18 protein-coding genes are annotated in these 21,978 nt (G+C 56.5%); 10 read left to right on the top strand and 8 right to left on the bottom strand.

The features are described 5' to 3' along the window. Positions 1-24: 24 nt before the first annotated feature. Both B4B27_RS02020 and B4B27_RS02015 read left to right on the top strand, forming a co-directional pair. A complete protein-coding gene (locus tag B4B27_RS02020; RefSeq protein ID WP_290723170.1) occupies positions 25-555 on the top strand; it encodes a hypothetical protein in 531 nt (176 codons plus the stop codon). Next, positions 543-1,271, top strand: a complete 729-nt coding sequence (locus tag B4B27_RS02015; RefSeq protein ID WP_290723168.1) for a hypothetical protein — start codon at positions 543-545, stop codon at positions 1,269-1,271. Before B4B27_RS02020 ends, B4B27_RS02015 begins: the two co-directional genes overlap by 13 nt. Here B4B27_RS02015 and B4B27_RS02010 read toward each other — a convergent pair. Next, positions 1,268-2,074 carry a pseudouridine synthase gene (locus B4B27_RS02010; RefSeq protein ID WP_173381298.1) on the bottom strand — a complete coding sequence of 269 codons (807 nt, stop codon included), beginning with the start codon at positions 2,072-2,074 and terminating at the stop codon, positions 1,268-1,270. The two genes, B4B27_RS02015 and B4B27_RS02010, sit on opposite strands and share 4 nt — an antisense overlap. Then, positions 2,038-3,147 carry a histidinol-phosphate transaminase gene (hisC, locus tag B4B27_RS02005; RefSeq protein WP_290723164.1) on the bottom strand — a complete coding sequence of 370 codons (1,110 nt, stop codon included), beginning with the start codon at positions 3,145-3,147 and terminating at the stop codon, positions 2,038-2,040. Before hisC ends, B4B27_RS02010 begins: the two co-directional genes overlap by 37 nt. Positions 3,148-3,263: 116 nt before the next feature. Between hisC and B4B27_RS02000 the strand changes: the two genes are divergently transcribed. Continuing rightward, positions 3,264-3,818 carry a ribonuclease domain-containing protein gene (locus B4B27_RS02000; protein WP_290723160.1) on the top strand — a complete coding sequence of 185 codons (555 nt, stop codon included), beginning with the start codon at positions 3,264-3,266 and terminating at the stop codon, positions 3,816-3,818. On the opposite strand, the gene B4B27_RS01995 is transcribed toward B4B27_RS02000, so the two are convergent. After that, the gene (locus tag B4B27_RS01995; protein ID WP_290723158.1) at positions 3,819-4,754 is read right to left on the bottom strand and encodes an ArsR/SmtB family transcription factor; all 936 of its coding nucleotides are present in this window, start codon (positions 4,752-4,754) and stop codon (positions 3,819-3,821) included. A 33-nt stretch (positions 4,755-4,787) separates the two neighbouring features. On the opposite strand from B4B27_RS01995, the gene B4B27_RS01990 reads away from it, so the two are divergent. The 3 genes from B4B27_RS01990 to B4B27_RS01980 all read left to right on the top strand — a co-directional run bounded on the left by B4B27_RS01990 (position 4,788) and on the right by B4B27_RS01980 (position 7,407). Beyond that, the gene (locus tag B4B27_RS01990) at positions 4,788-5,621 is read left to right on the top strand and encodes a phosphatase PAP2 family protein (RefSeq protein WP_173381295.1); all 834 of its coding nucleotides are present in this window, start codon (positions 4,788-4,790) and stop codon (positions 5,619-5,621) included. Between the two features lie 89 nt (positions 5,622-5,710). After that, positions 5,711-6,715, top strand: a complete 1,005-nt coding sequence (locus B4B27_RS01985; RefSeq protein WP_290723155.1) for an FISUMP domain-containing protein — start codon at positions 5,711-5,713, stop codon at positions 6,713-6,715. Further along, entirely contained in the window at positions 6,715-7,407 is a 693-nt protein-coding gene (locus B4B27_RS01980; protein ID WP_290723153.1) for a CAP domain-containing protein, read from the top strand. The genes B4B27_RS01985 and B4B27_RS01980 overlap by 1 nt, the downstream gene beginning before the upstream one ends. Here the strand turns inward: B4B27_RS01980 and B4B27_RS01975 are convergent, their stop codons facing one another. Further along, positions 7,408-8,451, bottom strand: a complete 1,044-nt coding sequence (locus B4B27_RS01975) for a hypothetical protein (protein ID WP_173381293.1) — start codon at positions 8,449-8,451, stop codon at positions 7,408-7,410. A 155-nt stretch (positions 8,452-8,606) separates the two neighbouring features. Here B4B27_RS01975 and B4B27_RS01970 point away from each other — a divergent pair, with 155 nt between their 5' ends. Further along, positions 8,607-9,326, top strand: coding sequence for an OmpA family protein (locus B4B27_RS01970; RefSeq protein WP_173365627.1), 720 nt, complete (start codon positions 8,607-8,609; stop codon positions 9,324-9,326). 65 nt (positions 9,327-9,391) lie between these two features. Next, positions 9,392-10,561, top strand: a complete 1,170-nt coding sequence (locus B4B27_RS01965; protein ID WP_173381292.1) for a ribose-phosphate diphosphokinase — start codon at positions 9,392-9,394, stop codon at positions 10,559-10,561. 70 nt (positions 10,562-10,631) lie between these two features. Here B4B27_RS01965 and B4B27_RS01960 read toward each other — a convergent pair whose 3' ends face one another. Further along, the gene (locus tag B4B27_RS01960; RefSeq protein ID WP_173365629.1) at positions 10,632-11,465 is read right to left on the bottom strand and encodes a CvfB family protein; all 834 of its coding nucleotides are present in this window, start codon (positions 11,463-11,465) and stop codon (positions 10,632-10,634) included. Positions 11,466-11,560: 95 nt separating this feature from the next. Here B4B27_RS01960 and B4B27_RS01955 point away from each other — a divergent pair, with 95 nt between their 5' ends. Together B4B27_RS01955 and B4B27_RS01950 are read left to right on the top strand one after the other, a co-directional pair. Next, positions 11,561-12,553, top strand: a complete 993-nt coding sequence (locus tag B4B27_RS01955) for a metallophosphoesterase (protein ID WP_290723147.1) — start codon at positions 11,561-11,563, stop codon at positions 12,551-12,553. Positions 12,554-12,586: 33 nt separating this feature from the next. Further along, positions 12,587-14,740 carry a cytochrome c biogenesis protein gene (locus B4B27_RS01950; RefSeq protein WP_290723144.1) on the top strand — a complete coding sequence of 718 codons (2,154 nt, stop codon included), beginning with the start codon at positions 12,587-12,589 and terminating at the stop codon, positions 14,738-14,740. Here B4B27_RS01950 and B4B27_RS01945 read toward each other — a convergent pair. The 3 genes from B4B27_RS01945 to B4B27_RS01935 form a co-directional block, all read right to left on the bottom strand. Continuing rightward, positions 14,737-16,338, bottom strand: a complete 1,602-nt coding sequence (locus B4B27_RS01945; protein ID WP_290723142.1) for an NAD(P)/FAD-dependent oxidoreductase — start codon at positions 16,336-16,338, stop codon at positions 14,737-14,739. The genes B4B27_RS01950 and B4B27_RS01945 overlap by 4 nt on opposite strands. Positions 16,339-16,415: 77 nt before the next feature. Continuing rightward, positions 16,416-19,934, bottom strand: coding sequence for a right-handed parallel beta-helix repeat-containing protein (locus B4B27_RS01940; RefSeq protein WP_290723140.1), 3,519 nt, complete (start codon positions 19,932-19,934; stop codon positions 16,416-16,418). Continuing rightward, the gene (locus B4B27_RS01935) at positions 19,934-21,931 is read right to left on the bottom strand and encodes a FecR family protein (RefSeq protein WP_290723138.1); all 1,998 of its coding nucleotides are present in this window, start codon (positions 21,929-21,931) and stop codon (positions 19,934-19,936) included. Before B4B27_RS01935 ends, B4B27_RS01940 begins: the two co-directional genes overlap by 1 nt. Between the last annotated feature and the right edge of the window lie 47 nt (positions 21,932-21,978).

Raw genomic sequence — 21,978 nt, 5'->3', positions numbered from 1 at the left:
AATTTGTATGTATATTAGAACCTGATGAAGTCTATCGGGTTCAGATTTGTGATGCTCCGCGTGCTAGTCTTTTCGTGGCTGGCTTTTTGCTGTATGGCTTGTGACCCGGTGGATGAGTGGGGTAATCCCGAATATTGGACAGACATTGCTGCATATAAGCCCGACAAGGTAGATTCCCTGGAATTGCGCGTTACGTACCAGGCCGGGGACACGGTCTGGGCGGATACATCCGTAGTACAGGATTCGGTGAATAGGATTGTTTGCAGGGACACTTGCGACAGCCTGTTTTCGCTAGGTCGCGAGAACAAGGTTTCTGTCAATATCTCCTTCTATTGCGGCGACAAGGTCGTTGCACTGCCCACGTACGAGATTGACAGCCACTCGGAATACTGGAAACCGGATGACCTCAATTTCCGCTTTGTGGAATATGACGAACGCTCTGTCCGTGGAAATTTTGAGTTCGAGAAATTCTTGCCGCCCGAGGATACGTCCTGTGGCAAGTTCGTGAATTATGCCGCCCTGAGGTTGAAATGTTCCCACGGATGGTGCTATTAGTTGCTTGCCTGGCCTGTGCGGCGCTCGCCTTGGATGATTCGGGGTTCGCGTATTTCGAGGTGTCCCTGGGTGGCCATTATGCGTCGTACAGCATCAAGACGGAATCCTTCACGCACTGGTATCACGATACGGAACGCGACGAGATGGTCTATGACGAGGACCTCACGTACGATATCTTCTCTTTTGAAGGTGGCGGCCCGATGCTCGGTGTGCAGGCGGGATTTTCTCCTGGCGAAAGGTTCGTCTTCTTGTTGGATTTCGGTCTTTTCGTATCGATAGGTGATTCCCGCTACAAACTTTATTCCCGCGACAAGGATGAATACGCCGAAACCGAGGTTATGGTCCGCCCGCTTTTCGGCTTCGGACTCAAGGTTTTCCCCTTCACGTCCAAAAACTCTGCCTTGTACGGGTTGTTTGCGGGTACTACGCTCTCTTTCATGTGGAGCGACAACCAGTGGGAAAATTATGGGATGGAGTATTGTGATTTTGATGTCGGCTTCAAGGTCGAGGCGGGCAAACTCTGGAGCATATCGGAATATTACCTTGTCGGGTTCACCTTGACTGCGGGATTTCACGTCACTGCCGCTGGCCCCAATAACGAAGAATATGGCGACGATAGATTCCGGATAGGGGAGAACCCGAAACGCGACCCCGTCGATGAATGGAATAATTTCCACTTGGGTTTGTCGTTGACCGCCGCCAGTAAGTTGTTTTAAAGTGGCTTGATTTCCCTGATTTCGCCTGGCTTTAAATTGCCCAGTGTGTATTTGTCGAACTGGATGCGCATGAGCCGCATGACTTCGTAGCCGAGGTGGGCGAGCATGCGGCGGATTTCACGGTTCTTGCCCTCGGACAATTCAATTTCGAGCCAGCAGTTCTTTTCGCCAACGCTCGCGATGGCTGCGCGCTCGGCATGCATGAATTCTTCCTTTTCGCCGAAGACGCGGGGCGGTACGTTGAAGCCGGCTTCCATTTTCGCAAGGTCGTCGGCGGAAGGTTTGCCCGCGACCTGCACGCGGTAGATTTTCAAGTGGGATTGCTTGTGGATTCTATCGCCTGCGGCTCCAGAATGACAGCGGGTTTGACTCAGCAGTGTGTCGGCCCATTGCGTGTCGTTCGTAAAAAGCAACAATCCTTCGCTGGCGGCGTCGAGGCGGCCCACCGGCGATATGTGCGGTACGGGCCTGCAGGGGAACATCTTGGCGTATTCTTCGCGGAACAAGTCCATCACGGTCTTGCGGCCTTTTTCGTCGCTTGCGGTAGTGACGATTCCGCGGGGCTTGTTCATTGCGAAATAGAACTTCTGGGCGGCCTCGACTGGCGTGCCGTCCACAAGGATTTCGTCGTTCTCGTAGGCGGGCGTTTCGGGGTCGCGCACGATTTTACCACGCAAAGAAACCCGGCCCTCGCGGACCAGGTTTTCTGCTGCGCTGCGGCTACAGAAGCCACGCTTCGAGATGACTCGCGCGACTCCGTGAGCCTTTACTTGCCGAGATATGCCTTGATGTTTTTGAGGCATTTTTCGTTCTGCGCTTCGGTGCCCACGGTAATGCGGAGCACGTCGCCCATGGCAGGCTGCGGACGGATGATGGTGCCCTTCATCTGCAGGAACTTGAACGCGTCCATCGGATCCTTGAAACCGCTCACGGCGATGAAGTTCGCGTGGCTATCCACATAGGGGAGGCCCATTTCGCGGAAGCCGGCCTTGAGCTGTTCGAGGCCCTTCTTGTTGAGCTCGCGGACCTTGTTCACGAATTCCTGGTCGTCGATGGCGCCGATGGCGGCCGCCTGGGCGATGCTGTTCACGTTGAACGGTTCGCGCACGCGGTTGATGAGGCCGACGATTTCGGGACGGGTGATGCAGTAGCCCACGCGGAGGCCCGCTAGACCGTAAATCTTGCTGAAGGTGCGGCAGCAGATGATGTTCCTGCCGGCATCGATGCGGCTCTTGAAATCCGGGACGAGCTCCGGTGTGTCTTCGATGAATTCGGTGTAGGCTTCGTCCATCACGAGCACGCAGGTTTCGGGCAGGCTGTCGGCGAAGTCGAGGATTTCCTTGGCGGTGAGGTCGGAGCCCGTCGGGTTGTTCGGGTTCGCGAGGAACACGATGCGGGTCTTCTCGTTCACGGCGGCGCGCATGGCCTTGAGGTCGTAGTTGTAGGCGGGGGCCGGCATGTCGACTTCGACAATCTTCGCGTTCATCGCCATAGTGGCGAGCTTGTAGACGGCGAAGCTGTGCTTGCCCATGACGGCTTCGCAGCCCTCGCCGAGGAACACCTGGGCGATCATGTCCAGGAGCTCGTTGCTGCCGTTACCCACGGCAATCTGTTCGCGCTTCACGCCGCGGAACTCTGCAATCTTTCCGATGAGGTCGTAGCTGCCGCCGTCCGGGTAGAGGTTCACTTCTTCCAGGGCCTTGCGGGCCTCTTCCATGCCCTTCGGGCTCGGGCCTACGGGGTTTTCGTTACTCGCGAGCTTGTCCACGTCTTTCGGGTCGAGGCCGAATTCGCGGGCGGTGTAGGCGATGGGTTTGCCGGTCACGTAGACGGGCTGCTTCAAGATGTGCTGTTGTGCGAGTTCGTTAATATCCATTTTTTGTTGCCAGTTGATAGTTAATAGTTTTTAGTAATCGCCCACAATATAGTTCTTTTATCGTCTGTTGCCTTGCTGTTTTGTGTGCTTGGGCCTTTTTAATGTATATTTATCGTATGAAGAATGTTTCCATAAAGATTCTACTTGCCGGTCTTGCCGCATTTTTTTTTGCTGCATGCACCGCGACGGGAGAGCCTGTCGGCAGTGATGATTCCTCGCCTAGCTTCAAAAAGGTTTCTTCGAGCAGTGTCGCAGAATCGTCCGATGCAGATGCCAAACGCATCTACGAGGTTGTAGAGGAAACCGGCCTGTACACGACCAGGGATTCCGTGGCTGCATACCTGTGCAAGTTCGACAAGTTGCCCGCGAACTATGTCGGCAAGAACGAAGGCAAAAAGCTTTACGAATCCAAGACGGGAAATACATTCGAAAAGTGGAATTTCAACCCGTTGACCACAATCGGTGTAATGATCGGTGGCGACAACTTTGACAATTTGGCCTCGAATCCGGAGAACTTTCACGAGACGTTGCCCGAAGGTTCTTACCACGAAGCCGACGTGGATTATTCCGGAGCAAATCGCGGAACCAAAAGACTCGTGTACCAGCCGGACTGCGTAATCTACTACACGTCAGACCACTACGAATCTTTCACTCAGCTGAAAATCCGTTAATTAGTTCTCTTTCGTCAAAATCATGCAGATGACGGGGAGCTTCTTGTCTACCTCGTTCTCGCTCGGGATGATTTCGCTTTCGAGAATCTTGCAGTTGAATTCCTTCATGAAGAATTCGAGCTGGCCGCGGTCAAAGCCCAGCCAGATGTGGCCGTGCGTAGTACGGAAGGATTCTTCCTTGTGCTGTGCGAGGTCGAGGAAAGCGAGCGTTCCACCCGGCTTCAGGATGCGCACCGCCTCCTTGAGGGCGAGCCGTGGGTCTGTCGCGTGGTGCAGCACCTGACTCATGAGTACGAGGTCGGCGTAGTCGTCTGGGAGCCCTGTCTTTGTCATGTCGGCGACTTTCGGCGTGATGTTCTTGATGCCCTTCTGCTTCAGGATTTTCGTAAGCCCGCTGATGACCTTCGGGTCGTAGTCGAGCGAGGTGACGTTCTTGCAGCGGCTTGCGAGCATGAGCGAGAGGTCGCCGCCTTCGCCGCAGCCGATATCGACCGCGTTCTCAAAAGGTATCATGAGCTTGCTGAACAGGCTAATCTGTGCCTTGAGGCTTCCGCCCGCCTGGTTCAGCTTGTGGATTTGCCCCTTGGTCTGGTCGGTGCGTTCTTCGAGCACCTGTTCGGCACGGCAACGCAGGATATCCTTGTCGGGAAGTTCGCCGTAGGCGTCGCGGATTACGGAAAGCACGCGGTTGCTGAGCAGGAGTTCTTCGCTTAAGCGGTAGTAGGCCTTGATGCCGTCGCGCCTGTCCTTGAGGAGGCCGCAGGCGGAAAGCTTCGAGAGGTGGCGGCTCGCGTTGCTCTGGTGGATGTCGAGAATATCCTTGATTTCGTTGACGGTAAATTCCGCAATGTCGAGGAGCATCAGAATCTTGAGGCGCATCTCGTCGGAAATGGCGCCGAACAAATCCATCGTCGGGGTAATCGGTTCGCGTTGCATACGCTATGCAATATAATTATTTAACTTTACGGAGTGTCGCGCTTTTCGTTGAAAATCTGCATTTTCGCTATCCTTGCCTGTTGTGTTGCGGGGGCGCCTGCATCGCAAACCGTGGAGCGCCATTACGAAGTCTCGCTTCCGCTGGACATGCCGCTGACCTTTTTTTCTGCTTTTGCGAGTGTCTACGGGAATTATCTTCTGGGCAACATGCCGGTGTCCGCACCGGAGGACATGCCTGCGCGCGAGGACCTTTTGCCGTGGGACCGCGCCATTGCGGGGCGCTACAGCGAGGCGGCGGGAGATGTGAGTACGTGGTTTGCCGTGCTTGGGGCGGCTCCTGTGGCCCTTGCGGGAATCTCCTGGTTCCGGGGGGATGCCGCCGGGGGAGATTTTGCTGCCTATACCCTGATGTTCGCGCAGGCGCTCGCTCTGCAGAACGGGTTCAATCTTGCCGTGCGTTCCATGAAGTTCTGGCCGCGTCCCTACATGTATGCGACCGGGGGGGCGGGCGCGGATGCTGCTGCGGAAGCCACGGGGGAGGCCTACGGGAGCTTCTTTAGCGGGCACGCCTCGGCAGCCTTTACGGTCGCCGTGTTTACGGGCGAGTGGTTCTCGGAAATGTACCCGAATTCCCGGTATAGGTCTCTCGTCTGGGCGGGCTCGCTCTCGCTGGCGGGCTTTGTGGGGGTGCTACGCATCGCGGCTGGCAAACACTACCTGACCGATGTCGTGATAGGTTCGCTCGCGGGGGCCGGAATAAGCCTCGCCGTGATTGAACTCCATAAAAAATCGGTACGAATTGGCCCACTTTCGATTGCCGGAGTCTGGGGCGGACCCGGAGCGCTCGGATTGAGCCTCACTTTCTAGTTTTTTAACATTTTTTTTTTGACGAAGCTCCTTTTTTCCGAGCTTGTATATATATTAAGGAAAAGTTTTTACCTCTAGAGGTGTATTGAATGTTTCGACTTGTTGGCCGTTTGGCTGTGGCCTTTATTTTTGTAGCAGAATTTGCTTATGCGGACCCCGTTGTGAGGGATAGCCGCGACGGGAGAACCTACAGGGCAATCGCATCTGGAAAACTGAACTGGTTTACCGATAATCTTTCTTACCAGAAGACAGTCGCCTTCAGGGATAAAGACAAAAACGCTTTCTACAAGCAGTCGGGGTGGATGGCATCGTGCCCTGCGGGGACGCACCTTCCCGACATCCAGGAATGGACTCTCTTTGCCAAGGACCGTTTTACGGGCCCCCGCAAGCTTTCGAACGTGAAGTCCTTTGCCGGGAAGACGAGAGGCTTTTATGACATGGCGGACCCTGCGAGAAACATCCAGGGCAAGGACGCCGCCTATTTCGCGGTTGCCGACCCCGACGGGGCGCGGGCCATGATGCTCGACGTGAAGCGTGGCAACGCGAAGATGGTCACGCTCCCTCCCGAGGCGGTGGTGACGGTGCGCTGTGTCTCCGAACGCGACTTCTATGCCGAAAAGTTCGTGGACAGCAAGACGATGAAACTCACCGACCCGCGCGACAACCAGGTCTACAAGGTCGAACAGCGCGACGATAGGCTGTGGATGGTCTCGAACTTGAAATATAGCCTCACGAGCGCGAAGCAGTGCCTGCTCGAAGACACGACTTTCTGCAAGAAGTTCGGCCGCTATTACACGCATACCGAGGCGAAAAAGGCATGCCCGAGCGGCTGGCACCTGCCCGACGACGGCGAATGGCGCGATTTCCAGAAGGACCGAGCGAGGCTCAACTGGGATAACCTGGGCCGTGGCGGCTGCAAGGACTGGGACGGCTACTGCAATAGCGACATGACCGGCCATTACTGGTCCTCGACCTCCATCATGAAAAACACGGGACGTTCATGGGAATTCAGGCGGCAGGCCAAGAGTATCGACCGCACCGACCAGAATGTGCAGAAAGGACTTTATGTTCGTTGTGTAACGGAGTTGAACTGATGAAGAAGAAAGCTAGTTTCCTGAAAATCTGTGCGGCGTTGGCCGTGGCATCTTTCTTTGCCGTTGGTTGTTCCGACGATTCTTCGGCGACCAGTGGCGACGACTTTATCGATCGCGGCGAGGTGAACCTCCCGATTCCAAGTTCCAGCGCCAAGGCCCCGGCAAGTTCTTCTGCCAAGGAAGAAACTGCGGCTTCGAGCGAAAGCAAGCCTGCGGCGTCAAGTTCTAGCGAGAAGGCTCCCGCAAGCTCTGAGACGGCATCGGCGGACTGGCGAGACTACTGTCTGGAGGTCGTAAATGCAAAGCGCGCGACCGAAGACCTTCCGCCCCTTAAACGAGCGACTGCGGAACGTGAATCCTGCGTGGAGGAACAGGCCGCCGCCGACATGAAAGCGGGCAAGGGACATGCGAATTTCGGCAGTTGCAATGAATCGGCGCAGAATACCGGCCCCAATGTCAGCACCAAGTGGTACGGCACGCCCGAGAAGATTGTCGATACCTACGTGAACATGATGTGGGACGATGAGAAGAAGCTCGTGACGAGCGGAGAACGCGATCCGAACAAGTCCGAGGACTATTCCTACATCGGCCACTACCTGAACATGAAGAATACGCGCTACACCTCGCTGGCGTGTGGCATCGCCTATAGCGGTGACGGCACCAAGGCCTGGTTCAACATGAACTTCTATTAATTACTTGAACGTGGAGGTCAGGCGGAAGGCGAAGGCCACGTCGCTGATTTCCTTTTCGCTGTAGACGCTGAACTGGAGCCTCGAAGAACCAATCTTCTTGTTCCAGGCGACGGTCCAGGCCCAGTCGTCGTAGGTATGCTTCGAGACGGCGTACAGGTTGTCGCGCTTGTCGATGAATTCCCATTCCACCATGAGGTCGCTCATGAGGATGTTCCAGAAACCGCTTTTGGGGGCGAAGTCGAGGCCCAGGTAGAACGGCTGGAAGTAGATGCCCGGCTGGTAGTACTTCGTTTCGGGGGCAATGTAGTTCTTCGCGTCCTTGTTGAGGTCGTCGTCCTGGGTGTAGACACAGGAGTATTCGCCGTACAAGCGGAGAATCGGAAGGACGTTGTAGCTTGCGTAGGCGGCGATACGGTGCGTAATGTAGGCGGTGTTCTGCAGGACGTCGATGAGGTTTCCGCGGTAGGCGACTTTCATTTCGAGCGGGAAGGTGAACTTCATGTCTTCTTCCACGCGGACGTACCCGCGGTTCGCGAACTCATCCTTTGTGGCGAGCATGGCGGTCAGGTAGCTGAGACCGTGCTTCCAGCCGAGTTCGAGGGCGTTGTGGCTGTAGTCGCGCATCCAGAGGCCGCGGGCCGTGAGTTCCTTGTCCACGTAGGTACCGAAATGGGTGGACTGCGACCAGTCCGTCTTCCAGTGACCGATCTTCAGGTTCAGCACGTCGTTTTCGCTGAGCTTCCACTTGTAGTTCGCCCAGTAGAGGTCGGCGAGAATCTTGTCGTACATCTTGCCTTCGATCTTGTTGCCGAATTCCGGCGCGAAGATGCGCAGCATGATGAGGCCTTCGAGGTTGTCGCTCTTGTACTGGCCACCCACGTTGGCACGGAACCAGCCCTTGTTGAAATTGGTGGAGTCGTTGGCGATGGACTTGGTGACCTGGGTCTGGATGTTGCCCTTGAGGCTGAATTCGCCATCGATGGCGAATGCGGAGGTCGCCATGCCGGCGACTAGAAGGGCAGCTGCAATCTTCAAACGTTTCATTTATTTCTCCTACAGGAAACCGTCCGGGAAGACGGTGTACACACTCCTTGAAAATCCGTTGACAAAGATAGAATTGTGCACCCTTTTTTCAAATACATGATTGCACGATTGTGTGATAAAATTCTATTTTTGGCGCGTAAATTGAGAGGTTCTTTATGAAGGTATCCGCTTTGGCCGTGTCTGTGGCCGCTTTTTTGCTTCCGGGAACTGCGCTTGTACACGCAGGTTCGCTTGCGCCCAACAAGACGCACGCCGTGCTGAACGTCACCTACACGAACTACGATGACGTGCCGCAGGTTAAGAAAAAACTCGTATTCGTGGGGCAGAAAAAGCCGAAGAACAAGATTACGGTGACGACCGATACTTACGGCGAGGCCGCCTTCATGATTCCGCGCGAGGATTCCTATACGATCCTTTGCGAGAGCCTGACTGGCCCGTTCGAATGTGGCGAGACACCTTATGTATCCAGGACGGCAAGCACGGGCGGCATTACGGTGCTCTTTGACGACACCCGTGCCGAACTTACCGGCGTGAACTTCAAGGCGGGCAGTGCGGAACTGATTCCCTCTTCACTCAAGACGCTGGACAATGCGATTGCCGGCCTCAAGCGGAACGCGAAGGCCAAAATCGAAATCGAAGGCCACACCAGCAGCGAAGGTAGCGAAAGCTTTAACCAGAAACTTTCCGAAGACCGTGCGAATAGCGTCATGGAATACATGATTAGCAAGGGAATCGCGAAGGACCGCGTGAGCGCCGTGGGCTACGGTTCCAGCCATCCCAAGCAAGACAACGCTACAGAAGCGGGCCGCAAGGCGAACCGCCGCATCGAAATCCGCGTCGTGAACAAGGACGAAGTCGGGGCTTCCGAGGAATAAAGCTATATTTTACACACCCAAAGGTTTAACTCTCAAAGGTTCAACTCTCAAATCAAGGCAAAAATATGTCAGATCGTTTTATCGTGACCGGAAACTTTACCGATGATCCGTTCGCCATCGACATGGCGCAGTACATCGGAATCCGTGAAGACATCTCCGACGTGGTCTCCCTGAAGACCTTCGCCAACTCCGAATTCTGCCCTCGCTACATGCTGGACGTGGACGACATGGAACATATCGGCCGCCGTCTGGAAGGTAAGATCGTGTTGATTTGCTCGGTTTCGAACCATGAACGCAGCCGTAACGACTACGCCATGCGCAACTGCATCCTGGCCCGCGCCGCGAAGGACAATGGTGCCGAGCAGGTGGTGCTTGTTGAACCCGACCTGTTCTACAGCGCTCAGGACAGAGGCCCCCACCGCATCGGCGAACTCGAAAAGGACCGTCCGGATGTCGACCTCAAGAAGTTCGATGGCCAGGCCTTCACGAGCCTCCTCTATGCCGAACTCCTGAAGAAGTCCGGTGTCGACGCCGTGGTGACCGTGCACAACCACAGCATCAAGGTGCAGAACCTGTTTGCCGACATCTTCGGCAAGGACAATTTCCACAACCTGATTCCGACCGACGTCTATGCCCACTACATCAAGAACAGCAACTTCGTGCAGACCGGCAAGGACGGCAACAACCTGGTAATCGTCTCTCCGGACAAGGGCGCTCGCCCGTTCATGAACGCCGTCTACGAGGCACTCGACCTGCCGGAATGCAAGCGCGTGGTGATGGACAAGGTGCGTACCGGCGAACGTGAAATCAGCATGACCTTCAACCCGGAACTCTCCGACATCAGCATCGAGGAAATCCAGGGCAAGGACGTGATCGTGTTCGATGACATGGTGCGTACGGGTACGACCATCGTGCAGTGCTGCGAGCATATCAAGAAGGGCAACCCGAACCGCGTGTGCTTCGGCGTGACGCACTTCCACACGAGCCCCGAGGCCCGCGAAAAGCTCAACAGCCCGGCCATCGACGAAATCCTCACGACGTCCACCCTCCCGGACATCATGAACCGTGACTGCCAGGGCAGGCTCCGCAAGAAGCTCACCGTGATGAAGCTCGGCAAGTGGATTGCCCGCCACGTGATGCAGATGTACGGACTCGACGACGGTCGCTTCGAAAGGGACTTCTACAAGATAGACATGTCCTCCAAGAACCCGCGTTGGCCGCCCCAGTTCTTCTAGTCGAATCCGGCTTGAACCGATATTCGAAAGGCTCCCCGCAGGGGAGCCTTCTCTTTGTTGTTGTAAGGTGCTAGATGCTCCGGAACCCGTCGTCGTCGAGCATGATTTTCCCTTCGCGGAAGAGCGTCCCCAGGATTTTCTTGAAGGTCTTCTTCGACATGCCGAATTCGCGGCGGATGTCCTCGGGATCGCTGTGGTCGCCGTAGGGCAGGAATCCGCCCGCTTCTTCGAGTTTCTGGAGGATGGCCGCGGGGCTTTCGCTTTTCATGATGCCCTTGTAGCCCACGGGAGTGAGGTTGAGGGTTATCTTTCCATCTTCGGTAAAACGTTGTATGTAGCCTGCCATCGTGTCGCCGATGTAGATGCGCGGCGTCGCGGGATTGACCATGAGGCGTCCCGTGTAGCGGTAATCGACGAGGAAGTCGATATGGTCGCGGGTCACCTCGTAGGCGGCGAGCTGGACTTTCTGGCCGATGTGGAGTTCCGAGGTGTCGGTGTCGATGAAGCTCTTGATTTTTTCGGTCGCGACGATGCGTCCGCTCTTTTCGTCTTCGAGCACGAATACGACGCAGCGGTCGCCGCGTTCAAGTTCTCCCAGCTGCTGCTTGAAGGGGAGGAAGAGGTCCTTGTTTAAACCCCAGTCCAGGAATGCGCCGAAGCGGTTCACGTCTTTTACTTCGAGAACGGCAAATTCGCCGACGGTGGCGAGCGGCTTGTCGAGGGTCGCGATGGGGCGGTCTTCGGAATCCATGTAGACGAACACGTCGAGAATTTCGCCTTCTTGGAGCGTGAACTCGTCTCGCTTGCCGGGGAGGAGCACGCGGCCTCCCGTTTCGAGTTCCAGGTAGTAGCCCTGGGGCATGATTGCTTCGACGCGTGCGCGGTTATATTTTCCTATTTCCATGGGGGACCTTCCGTTCAAGTGTTTGTGGAGAAAGATAGCAACTGAAAAAGCATGGCGCATGCATGGGCGGAGCCATTAGTTGTTATATTGGAGGTATGACGGATTCCCTTGACTTTATTGGCGACGTTCACGGCCATTGCGATGAACTTCGAGCCCTGCTGCAGAAGCTTGGCTACGAGGAATCCATGGGCGCATTCCGCTACCCGGGTGGCGAGCGTTCCGTCGTATTTCTGGGGGACTACATCGATCGCGGGAGCCAGTCGCGCGAGGTTATAAACCTGGTGCGTGCCATGCGCGACGCAGGTTCGGCGGTCGCCCTGATGGGGAATCACGAGTTCAATGCGCTTTGCTTCTGGCAACCGAACGGCGCCGGCGGCTCTCATGTGATTCACTGCATTCCTGGGGGCTACCTGCGCGAGCACAGCTTCAACAAGGTGGCGATCCACGCGAAGACCGTAGACAGCTACCGCGGGCGCCGTGCAGAATTCGAGGACATGCTCGACTTCTTGAAGACGCTCCCGTTTTTTATCGAAGAAGAATCGTTCCGGGCGCAGCACGCCTGCTTTGACTTGGGTGCCGCACGTGCGCTAGATGCAGCGGGCATCCGCAGTTTTGCCGACGGGAACTTTGACGAACTTATTGCCCGCGCAAATGACCAGTTCAACGAATACGACGATTCGCTCTTTGACCCGATAAACTTTTTCTTGAAGGGGCCCGAGATGGACCTGCCTGCGGGAATCACGTTCCGCGATGGCGAAAACGTGCTGCGCAAGCGTGCGCGGCTAAAATGGTGGATTGACCCGAAGGGCAGTAGTCTGCGGGAACTCGCCTTCCAGCCGGGAGTGGAACTGCCGGCCTGCGATGCGCCTGCGGAAGTTTCCGGACATGGTTATTACGGCGAGAACGAACGGCCCGTGTTCTTCGGACACTACTGGCTTACCGGACTCCCGAAACTCATACGCGACAACGTGTGTTGCCTGGACTACAGTGTGGCGGGTTACCGCGGTGATGGGCGGCTTGTCGCCTACCGTTTTGATGGCGAACAGAAACTCGACGAAAGCAAGTTCGTTTGGGTGGAGGCTGTTTAGACGAAAGTGGAAAGACGAAGGACGAAAGATTTTTTGAAAAAGTTGGCTTCGCTGAAGGTGACTGTCGCAATTCTCGTCGCTTTCCTTGTGCTTACGTTCTGGGGAACCCTGGCGCAGGCGAATGCGGAATCGGCCGGTTTTTCGGCATCGGTTGCCATCGACCGTTTTTTTGACAGCTATTTCATATGGACGCTGGGTGTGGTGCCGCTGCCTGCGTTCAAGAGTATCGCAATTCTTGCGTGCGTGAATCTTGTCGCGAGCATGGTCTTCCGGATGCCCCGCGGCTGGAAGAATGCGGGGCTCTGGCTTATGCACGTGGCGCTCCTCGTGCTTCTTGCGGGTGGCGTTGCCGGAAGCGGAATCAAGCGGGAATATAACGGGTTCGGTGTCGTAACGGCGGATTCGACGGCTTTGGATGTATCCTTGGGGAAGAACCTGAAGTTCTTTGCCGCAGACGATAGCCTTGGCATGCGTCCTGTAGAGATTGCGGATGCGTGGCCCTACTATGTGCATTTCCGTGGCGATGTCCCGATGGCGGGAAACAAGAATGTCGCGATGTATAAGGCCTATTACGACCCGTTCCATTTTGTGCCGTATGCGTTCATGGCGCTGTTCCTGCTGGGGGCGGTGTTCCATTACGTGGTGAAGGTGCGCGGTGCGCGGAAGGGGGCTGCTCAAGCGTCGGCTGCTCGCGTGGCTTCAAAAATCATGCCGGTGCTGGCGTATGTTGCGTGCCTTGTCGCGATGGTGCCCGCCAATTCGCAGGCGTCGGCGCGACCGGTTCCTATTTGGGTAGGCTTGAAGGCTGATTCTCCTGTTCTTGTGGATTCTGCGGTGCGTCCCTTCGAATCTTTTGCCCGCGGGTTCCTGGACGATGTGAACGGGCGCGTGACTTACAAGTGCGGGGCTGGAGTCCCGTATTGCGAAAAGCAGGATGTTCGAAAGATTTCGGCAGGGAATGTTGTCCGCTTGATACTGAACAACCCGGAAGAGGCGAAAGACCTTGCAATATTCAAGGTGCTCCGTAGCGATGTGGCCCAGGCGCTGCACTTGCCCGAAGACCGCCGTTATGTGAGCTATGCGGACTTGCTCCCGGCGCGGAACTTGCTGGAACTCTATGCGAGCCGGGATGACAGCCATCCGGCGACTCTTGAAATGCGCCGGTTGCTTGCGAATGTCCAACAATACGAATCGATTGCGAAGCGGGTGGCGTTTTCGGTCGTGGTTGACTCCGAAACTAGTGTGGATAATTCACGCCTTGCGGCGGAAGTGCTTTACCACAAGGCGAATTTTGCATTGATAGCTTTTATCCTGGCGTGTATCGCCTGCTTGCTTGCCTCGCTGAATATGGTTTTCAAGTCGCGGAAAATGGATGTTGCCGCAAATGTGGCCTGCATCGCGACGGCGGGAATCCTCGCAGTGGCGTTTGCCTTGCGCACGTATGTTGCCGCACGAGCTCCGCTCTCGAGCCTGTATGAAATCGTATTGCTTGTGGCGATGCTGCTGATGGCGTTCGAATCGGGGGCGTTTATATTCTGCAAGCGCCGCACCTTCTCGCTCATGGTTCCCGTGACATTCATGGCGGCTCTCATGCTGTTCTTCGCGAAGTTCGTACTGGAGCCGGGCGATACGTTCCGACCGATTCCGGCGGTGCTGAATTCCTCGGTGTTCCTCACGCTTCACGTGTTTACGATTGCGCTCGGGTTTGCGGGCATGATTCTTTCGGGAGTTGTCGCACATGTGGCGCTGTTTCGGGCCTCCTCAGAAAAGGAACATGCGGCCATCCCGCTCGATTCGCTCCTGTACGGAGTGCTCGTATTTGGTGCAGTGTTCACGACGCTCGGTACGCTCCTTGGCGGCGTGTGGGCCGATTACGCGTGGGGGCGCTTCTGGGGGTTCGACCCGAAGGAGTGCGGAGCGCTGTTTGTCATTTTGTGGGCGATGCTTGCGCTTCACTTGCGTGCGGGTCGCATCGTTTCGACCCGCGGGTTCGCGCTGATTAACTGCTTTAACGTCATCGTCACGTTCCTCTGCTGGTTCGGCGTGAACCTGCTGGGCGTGGGGCTTCACAGCTACGGATTCCAGGGCGGCACGGCCGCATGGCTATTGGGATTTTGTGTTGCAGATACGGTCGCGGTTCTCTGGCTTGTGTCCCGGGGGTCGGCTCAGGGAAAGCCTCTGCATTAGCGGGATTTTTTTGCACGCACGGCGAGGCGAATTCCGTCTGCCGCACTCGTGACGATACCGCCGGAATATCCGGCGCCTTCGCCAAGTACGAAAAGCCCCTGCGTGTTGATGCTTTCGAGCGTCTCGTTGTTGCGCGTGATGCGTAGCGGGGAGCTCGTGCGCGTCTCGGGGGCTACAATCAGGCCTTCTTCGATGAATCCCGGAATCTTGCGGTCGAAATTTTGGAACCCTTCGGCGAGCGACTTGCAGATTTTCTTGTCGAGCCAGTCCCACAAGTTGCATGCGGCAAGCCCGCACGGATAGGTCGACTTGGGTTGGTTCTTGTCGGCGCGGTGGGCGAGAAAAGCCTTGATGGTCTGTGCGGGGGCGGCGTAGCCTTTGCCTCCGACTTCGAATGCGTCGCATTCGGTTTTCCGCTGGAATTCAAGGCCGCCAAAGAGCGTGTCGCTGGCTTCCACGGGAACGACGATGGCGCCGTTTGCGGCCCAGCCGTTGCGCCTGCTGTAGCTCATGCCGTTGGTGGCGAGCGTCCCCGGTTCCGAAGCGCAGGGCACGAGTACTCCGCCGGGGCACATGCAGAAACTGTAGGCGCTGCTCGTCTTGTTGAGCGTCGGGGTGGCGAGGAAGTATTCGGCGGAACCCGTGAGGCGCGTGTCGACACCCCTGCCAAGCTGTCTCATGTTGATGAGCGTTTGCGGATGTTCCACGCGGACGCCCATCGCAAAAGCCTTGCTTTCGAGTGCAACTCCGCGTACGTGCAGCATAGTGTAGATGTCGCGGGCGGAATGTCCCGTGGCAAGCACGAGCGCTTCGCAACTTTTCCAGCTAGCGGCACTGTTTGCTGTCGAGACATCGCGTATCTTGATGGCGTTTACCTTCCCGTCGCTGATTTCGATATCTTCAAGCGCGGTGTCGAAATGGATCTTGCCGCCGAGTTGCACAATCTCCGCGCGGATTTTCCTCAGCATCAGCACGAGCCTGTCGGTTCCGATATGCGGCTTTGCGAACGTGACGACATGGGAATCAACTCCGAATTCCACCATGTCCCGGAGCACGGTCTCGCTGAAGATGTTGCGGGTGCGCGTGTTGAGCTTTCCGTCGCTGAATGCACCGGCCCCGCCTTCGCCGAACAGCACATTGGAATGTGCGTTGAATTTGCGGTCAACGAAGAACCTGCGGATGTCGCGGAACCTCTCCTCTACGGGCTTGCCCTGCTCGTATAAATCTACGGTGAATCCGCGACGCAGCAGGTGGAGTGCTGCCCACAGCCCTGCGGGTCCCGCGCCTACGATGTCCACGTGCGAAGCCATCGGGATGCTGTGTGCGAATTCATCGCCGTCGAGCGCCTCGCGCTCCCGCGTAGCCTCCACGAGGCCACGCGCCGCGTTTCCCGAAACGCGCAACGGCTTTTCCACGTCGAAGATGACGTTGTAGTTCCATTTCGGATCGCCCTTCCTGCGGCAATCCAGCGAGAACCTCTCCACCTCGAGATTGAAAATGCATTCGGGATGCACGCGCAGTTCTCGTGCCAGGGCCTCGCGGACTTGGCCTTTGCGGTCGAGTGCGACCTGCAGTTCTCTGAAGCGGTAGGTGAACATTGCTGTCAAAAATAAAAAACTCTGCGTTCAAAAAAAGGCGAACCGTTCGGCCCGCCTTTTGAAATCTGAATCTAGGTTTAGAACACGTAGTGTGCGTTCACGCCCACGTAGAAGTCGTTGTATTCGTTGCTCGGATTGTCCGGACGGTAGTACAGCGCATTGCCCAGGAACCATTCCGTGTAGAACTTCTTGTTGTGGTTCACGCGGAGGTTCGCGTTGCTGAGAACATCGATTTCGGTTTCGTCGAAGCTTTCGCCTTCTTCTTCCCAGTCGGTGTTCATGTAGCGGAACGAGGCGTTCACGGTCAGCACGAAGAAGCGGTTCTTGAACGGCATCTCGAATTCATCCTCGACGGTGATTTCGAATTCGCCCATGTTGTCGCGGTTGTAGCTCTTGAAGCGCGGAGTGACGGCAAAGCGGTTCTGCAGAATGTTGAGAGTCGTCGTGACGGACATGGGGTAGCTCTGTTCGAAGTAGTCGGAACCGCCGAAGAAGTAACCGAGCTTGTCCCAGGTCGTGTTCGAAAGTTCCATGCCGTCGATGAGGCTGTCGCGTTCGAATACAGAGCCGTCGGTGCGGTAGGTCCAGCGACCGTTGACCTTGAATACGGAATTGAGGGCACGGAGGGAGGCTCCGAGATTCCAGGTATGCTTGAAGAGGCGTTCCTTGAAGCGGCTCGCAATCCAGGGCTTGGTGGCGAGGCTCATGTATTCGCCCCAGCGTTCTGCATCCACGTAGGTGGTGTCGCCGTTGTCGTCAATCGCGGTGGAATCCCTGCCCTTGCGAGCATCGAACCAGTCGTCACGATAGATGCCGTCTTCGAGGATGTAGTCTCCGTGCAGCTGGAACGGACGGTACTGGTTCTTGTATTCGAAGTTGTATGCCGCGGTCACGTCGATGTCCTTGTTAATCTTGAACGTGTTGTCGAGGCCGATATTGTGGATGTACTTGGTACGGTCGTTGTCGAGCTCGTGCTTGTCGAACCACGAACCTTCGTCATCGGCGAAGAGCCCCCATTCCGAACCTTCGCCCAGGCCGAAGATGTTTGTCTTGTCTCCCTTGGCTGCATTCTCGACGTTAATCTGGTATTCGAATCCGAGATCCCAGAACGTGAGGATTTCCTGCTCGATGCGGCCACCGAATTCACGGGTGTCGGAGAGCTGGTCGGGAGAGCCTGCGCTGTAGAATTCTTCGCCCACGTATTTGATGTGGCCGTTGATGCTTGTCTTGTAGATGTTCCAGTTGAGCGATGCGCCGATGGCGAAATTCTGGCTGCCCCAGTTGAGACCCAGCACGCGTCCGTCGTCGCGGTCGTTTTCTTCTTCCGTCTGGACGAGCTTTGCCTTCTCGATAAGGGTCTTCAGCTTTTCGATCATCTGGCCCTTGCGGAGCGTCGTGTTGTCTCCGAAGATGGAAAGAAGTTCCGCTTCGGTAAGCTGGTCAATCCTGTTGGGGTTCCTCATCAGCTTGCGCAGGAGGTTGTAGGAGGCCGAACTGATTCCTTCTTCGGCGAAAACCTTGTTGATGGCGCGCTGGCGGATGACGTCGGCAGTGTCGGCGCGGCCGACGGCAATCTGGCCGTTGAGCTCGATGTCGCCCGGGAAGAACAGCCAGTTCCCGTCGGCATAGAGCGTGAGGGATTTCTGGATCGGGTCGCTCGTGGTCCAGTTGCCGCTAGCACCGTCGCGCAGGAGCGGGTCTTCGAGTTCGTCGGTCGCGTAGACGAGGCCGAACTTCGCATCGAAGCGGCGCACCGGGGCCCACTTGATGAAACCGCCAGAAGCGAGACGCTGGGCCTGGAGTTCACCGTCGTCGATGTAGTCGTTGTAGATGTAGGGATGGCGAGCGCCTTCCACGAGGCTCCTCTTGGCTTCTCCGAAGAATCCGTTCAGCTGGAAGAGCGGCTGGTTCGCGTTGTTCTTCAGGAGCGATACCGTGTAGTCGGCACCGAACACCGGAAGGTTCGCCATGTAGGTTTCCCCGCCGACGAGCTGGAAGTCGCCGAGGGCTACGTTATTGTAGCTGTCCGCATAACGCAGGCTGACAGGATTGGGAGAGAAGTGGTTCCAGGAATCCACCGTAAGGTCGGTGTTGAACTCGATAGTCTTGCCGTCGGGAGACTGCATGTAGAGGTAAGCGCTGGCCCTGCCTGCAAGTCCGGGAACCTGGAAGATGTTCTTGTAGTCCTTGCCCGGAGCGATTGTGTCCCCGTTGGAAATGTAATCTTTGCCGGTTTCGTTCTTGCTTGTGGTGACGAGGTGGAACGTTCCGCCGAGCATGGCGTTTCCGATGACTGTCCAGCGCTTGGCGGTAGTGTCGGCTGCTGCGGCCCTCTCGCTTACGATGTCGGCAATCTTGTCGGTTTCGCGGACAGGACGCTGCTCGACGCCCGGAATTTCGGGGTTGGGCGGGAGCGCCGAGGAGGCTGCCACGGCCTCGTTGTTCATGTCGAGTTCATTGCCCTTGACGTTCTCGATGATTTCGGGAGCGAGAACTTCTGCCGAAGCAACGCCCAGCCTGTTTTTTTCGATCTTGGTGTTGCTCAGCGAGACGATGCTGTTGTCCATGCTCAGAAGGCCGAGCTCGTTGTCCGAAATTTCGGTCGAGGAGATGGATACGCTTGCGAGTTTCGAATTCAGGATGCCGATTTCGTTCTTGGTGAACGTGCTGCGTTCGATGGAACCGTCGGCATAGTTGGATATGTGGACCGCCACGCGGTTTCCCTTGAATTCGCAGTCGCTGACCTTGATTTCGGAATTGCGCGCAAAGACGCCGCGAACGGAGGTGTTCTCGACGCTCGAATTCTGGAAGTCCATCGAGCCGTTTTCGACGGCGATGGCTGCTTCGGCATCGCTGATCTGCAGGTGGCGGATTTCGGCGCGCTCGTCACCCGTAATGGATATGCCTTTCCAGTCCCCGCTTTTCGGACGGTCGAAGGCGGAACGCATAATGACGGGCGAGGTCTTGGAACCGGCGATGACCAGCTGGCCCTTGTTGACGACGAGGCCGGTCCCGGGCTTGAAGTAGAGGACGACGCCCGGCTCGACAATGAGGCTCGTATTGGGGGCGACGGTCAGGTTTTCGGTGACGAGGTAGGGCGACTTGTCCAGTTTCAAGAAGCCATGGACGTTGCCTGAGATTTCTGTTCCCGAAAGCAGTGACGGCGGGGGTGTTGTCGTGTCGGCGACAAATCCTGCGGCTGCGGAATCGGCATTGACAGTTGCCGAAGAATCGGCCTTGGCCACGGCGGGTTCTGCAGCGGGCGCTGCAGCTTGCTCCTCGGGAGCCGCCATTGTGCTGTCACTTGCAGTGGAGTCGGTTGCTGCCTGCAGGGAATCGGCAGGTGTTGCCGCGGCTGTGGAGCTTTCTGCAGGCGCAGGGCTTGCTTCGGGTGCGGTTGTAGCTTCGGGAGCAGGGGTGGCTGCGGGTGTTGCTGCCTGCGAGGAGTCGGCGGACGCCTCTGCAGGAGCTTCCTTGACTGCCGGGGCTGGTTCTTCTGCTACGGGGGCCGGCGCTGCCGGTTGGGTAGCCTGGGCAAAAGCCAGGGTGGAACCGAGTGCAATGGTCGAAATAAGGGTCTTGTAGGAATACTTCATTAGCGGACCTCGTAAGTCTTGGATTTAACGACCTTCATGCCATTCTTCATGTCTATGGTGACGGTCACTTTTGTCGTTTCTCCGCGGGTCAGGTTGACTTGAACGTCGTAGTCAAGGTCGGTAATCTGGCCATTGCTAATGTTTAATAGCGACTTGTTCCCCTGCGTTACCTGGAGGCGCCTGATGTGGGCCGGGTTAAGCGAGTGGACATTGGTGATTCTGAAATGCATGTTCCTGACGAAGGTGCTTGACATTCCTCGCGGCGGAGGCGGAACGCGGAGGCGCTCGAAATCGCCGCCGGTGAATTCCACAGACGTGTTGCTTTGGGGATGGCAGCTGAGTTTCTTTTGCAGGGTGCTCCTGTTGTCGGCCTGGTCCTTGGCCGTGAAGGTGTAGGTGTGGATGCCGCTCTTGAGCTTGATCTTTATGGGGTCGTCCTGCATGAAGGTGGTTTCCTTGATGAGGTCTCCGTCAATTTCGCTTTCGACAAGGACGATGTCGCTCTTTGCACCGGAAACCATGAAGGTCGCCTTGCAGCGGAGTGAGTCGCTCGACGTGAACGATACGATCGGGCGTCCCTGGTTCACCTGCTTGCAGGTCTTGTCGATGTCGAGTTCGATGTGGGCGCTGCGATTTCCGCTCTTGCCCTTGTATTCGACGGTCGCCTTCTTCACGTTCCAGTTCCCGACGATGTCGTTGATGGTAACGGTGTGAGAGAATTCGCCGTTCGCGCTTAGCGGGACAAGGTTCCGGGATGTGTAGTTCCCGAGCTTCACATAGAGGGAGGCTTCGGGGTCGCTCGGGTCAAACGTGCCCTCGATGGTCACGGAACCGGGGTCGCAAACCTTTACCGGGGAGGCCGTCTTTATCGAGAAAGACTTGGTGCTGGAGGAGTCTTGAACCGAGGTGTCTGCCACGGCAGTGTCCGCAACGACGGTGTCCGGGGAAACGGGAGCCTTGTAGTAGGTATGCAGTTCGCCGCAGTTGAAGGTGAGTGGCTTCGAGCATGTTTCGGATTTCTTCTGCTTGCCTTTCTTGGAATTCCTGTCGGTGCTGTTCTTGTCGCAAGGGGTGACTGCTACAATGGAGCATGTAGCCGGGAATTTCTTATCGCCGTCCGCACTCGGGGCCCATTCGGCCGGAATGTCGAACGCGTTGCCGGTACCTTTCTGGGAGGCGCCTGCGATCTGCAGGGTCGTACCGGAGGGGCAGGATCCCTTGATGGAAACCTTGTTGACCGTTACGGTGTCTTCTAGGCTTTCGAACGTGCAGGCGCTCTCCGTGCTGATTTTGGAGAGTAGCTGTAGCAGGTTCGCGTCCGCATCTTTCAGAGATTTCGTGATTTCTTCGATGGACAGGCTGTCGTTGTCGAGGATTCTTTCGAGCTCATTGACGAAACTCGGGTCGCCGGAAGTCTGCGTTTCCACGACGTTGCAGTTGTCATTGTTCTTGGTGAAGAAGAGCGTCTGCCCCGCGCTCACGTCACATTCCCTGCCGGTCTTGTTGTGCGTGGTGCGTATTTTACCTTCGCTGGCCGAGACGAACGCCTTTCCGCCGGGGGTTATACCGATGAAGGCGACCGTTCCGCGGATGGCTGCCGTTGCCACACCGGTCTTGAACTTGAGGTATCCACCGTTTTTCTGCTTCTGGGCTTCGAACTTGATTTTACCCGTCTTCACGTCGGTGAAGGCCATCTGGACGCCGTTCTCGGAATCCAGGGTGTCCAGTTGGACCAGGGATTGTTCTTGCACGGTGATGGAGGTTCCGTCGGGGAGGCGCACCGTCACATAGGATTCGGCGCCGGTACTGATCTGGTCCCTTTCGCGGATGCGCGCGCCTACTTGGATGTTTTCTTCCCATTTCCCGGTCTTGGCGCTCTGGACCTTGACGTCACCGACGCGGTCGGTCACTCTGCCTGTGGTGCTCTTTGCCATGGCCATGGTGCCGAGTGCCACCAGAAGGATAACGGATGTTTTTAAATTTTGCGAAAAAGACATGTAGCCTCACTTGCAAGATGAATACCATAAACAAATATATGTATTAT

The sequence above is a fragment of the Fibrobacter sp. UBA2449 genome (assembly GCF_002342555.1).
In the GTDB taxonomy this organism is placed as follows: domain Bacteria; phylum Fibrobacterota; class Fibrobacteria; order Fibrobacterales; family Fibrobacteraceae; genus Fibrobacter.
This window is presented reverse-complemented; position numbering and strand designations above follow the sequence as displayed.

Bases quoted from the DNA above. Each gene is read 5' to 3' on its own strand.
- B4B27_RS01975 (WP_173381293.1), bottom strand. From the start codon at position 8,451: ATGAAACGTTTGAAGATTGCAGCTGCCCTTCTAGTCGCCGGCATGGCG.
- B4B27_RS02010 (WP_173381298.1), bottom strand. From the start codon at position 2,074: ATGCCTCAAAAACATCAAGGCATATCTCGGCAAGTAAAGGCTCACGGA.
- B4B27_RS02015 (WP_290723168.1), top strand. From the start codon at position 543: ATGGTGCTATTAGTTGCTTGCCTGGCCTGTGCGGCGCTCGCCTTGGAT.
- B4B27_RS01935 (WP_290723138.1), bottom strand. From the start codon at position 21,931: ATGTCTTTTTCGCAAAATTTAAAAACATCCGTTATCCTTCTGGTGGCA.
- B4B27_RS01995 (WP_290723158.1), bottom strand. From the start codon at position 4,754: ATGCAACGCGAACCGATTACCCCGACGATGGATTTGTTCGGCGCCATT.
- B4B27_RS01945 (WP_290723142.1), bottom strand. From the start codon at position 16,338: ATGTTCACCTACCGCTTCAGAGAACTGCAGGTCGCACTCGACCGCAAA.
- B4B27_RS01960 (WP_173365629.1), bottom strand. From the start codon at position 11,465: ATGGAAATAGGAAAATATAACCGCGCACGCGTCGAAGCAATCATGCCC.
- B4B27_RS02020 (WP_290723170.1), top strand. From the start codon at position 25: ATGAAGTCTATCGGGTTCAGATTTGTGATGCTCCGCGTGCTAGTCTTT.
- B4B27_RS02000 (WP_290723160.1), top strand. From the start codon at position 3,264: ATGAAGAATGTTTCCATAAAGATTCTACTTGCCGGTCTTGCCGCATTT.
- B4B27_RS01970 (WP_173365627.1), top strand. From the start codon at position 8,607: ATGAAGGTATCCGCTTTGGCCGTGTCTGTGGCCGCTTTTTTGCTTCCG.
- B4B27_RS01940 (WP_290723140.1), bottom strand. From the start codon at position 19,934: ATGAAGTATTCCTACAAGACCCTTATTTCGACCATTGCACTCGGTTCC.
- B4B27_RS01965 (WP_173381292.1), top strand. From the start codon at position 9,392: ATGTCAGATCGTTTTATCGTGACCGGAAACTTTACCGATGATCCGTTC.
- B4B27_RS01955 (WP_290723147.1), top strand. From the start codon at position 11,561: ATGACGGATTCCCTTGACTTTATTGGCGACGTTCACGGCCATTGCGAT.
- B4B27_RS01985 (WP_290723155.1), top strand. From the start codon at position 5,711: ATGTTTCGACTTGTTGGCCGTTTGGCTGTGGCCTTTATTTTTGTAGCA.
- hisC (WP_290723164.1), bottom strand. From the start codon at position 3,147: ATGGATATTAACGAACTCGCACAACAGCACATCTTGAAGCAGCCCGTC.
- B4B27_RS01980 (WP_290723153.1), top strand. From the start codon at position 6,715: ATGAAGAAGAAAGCTAGTTTCCTGAAAATCTGTGCGGCGTTGGCCGTG.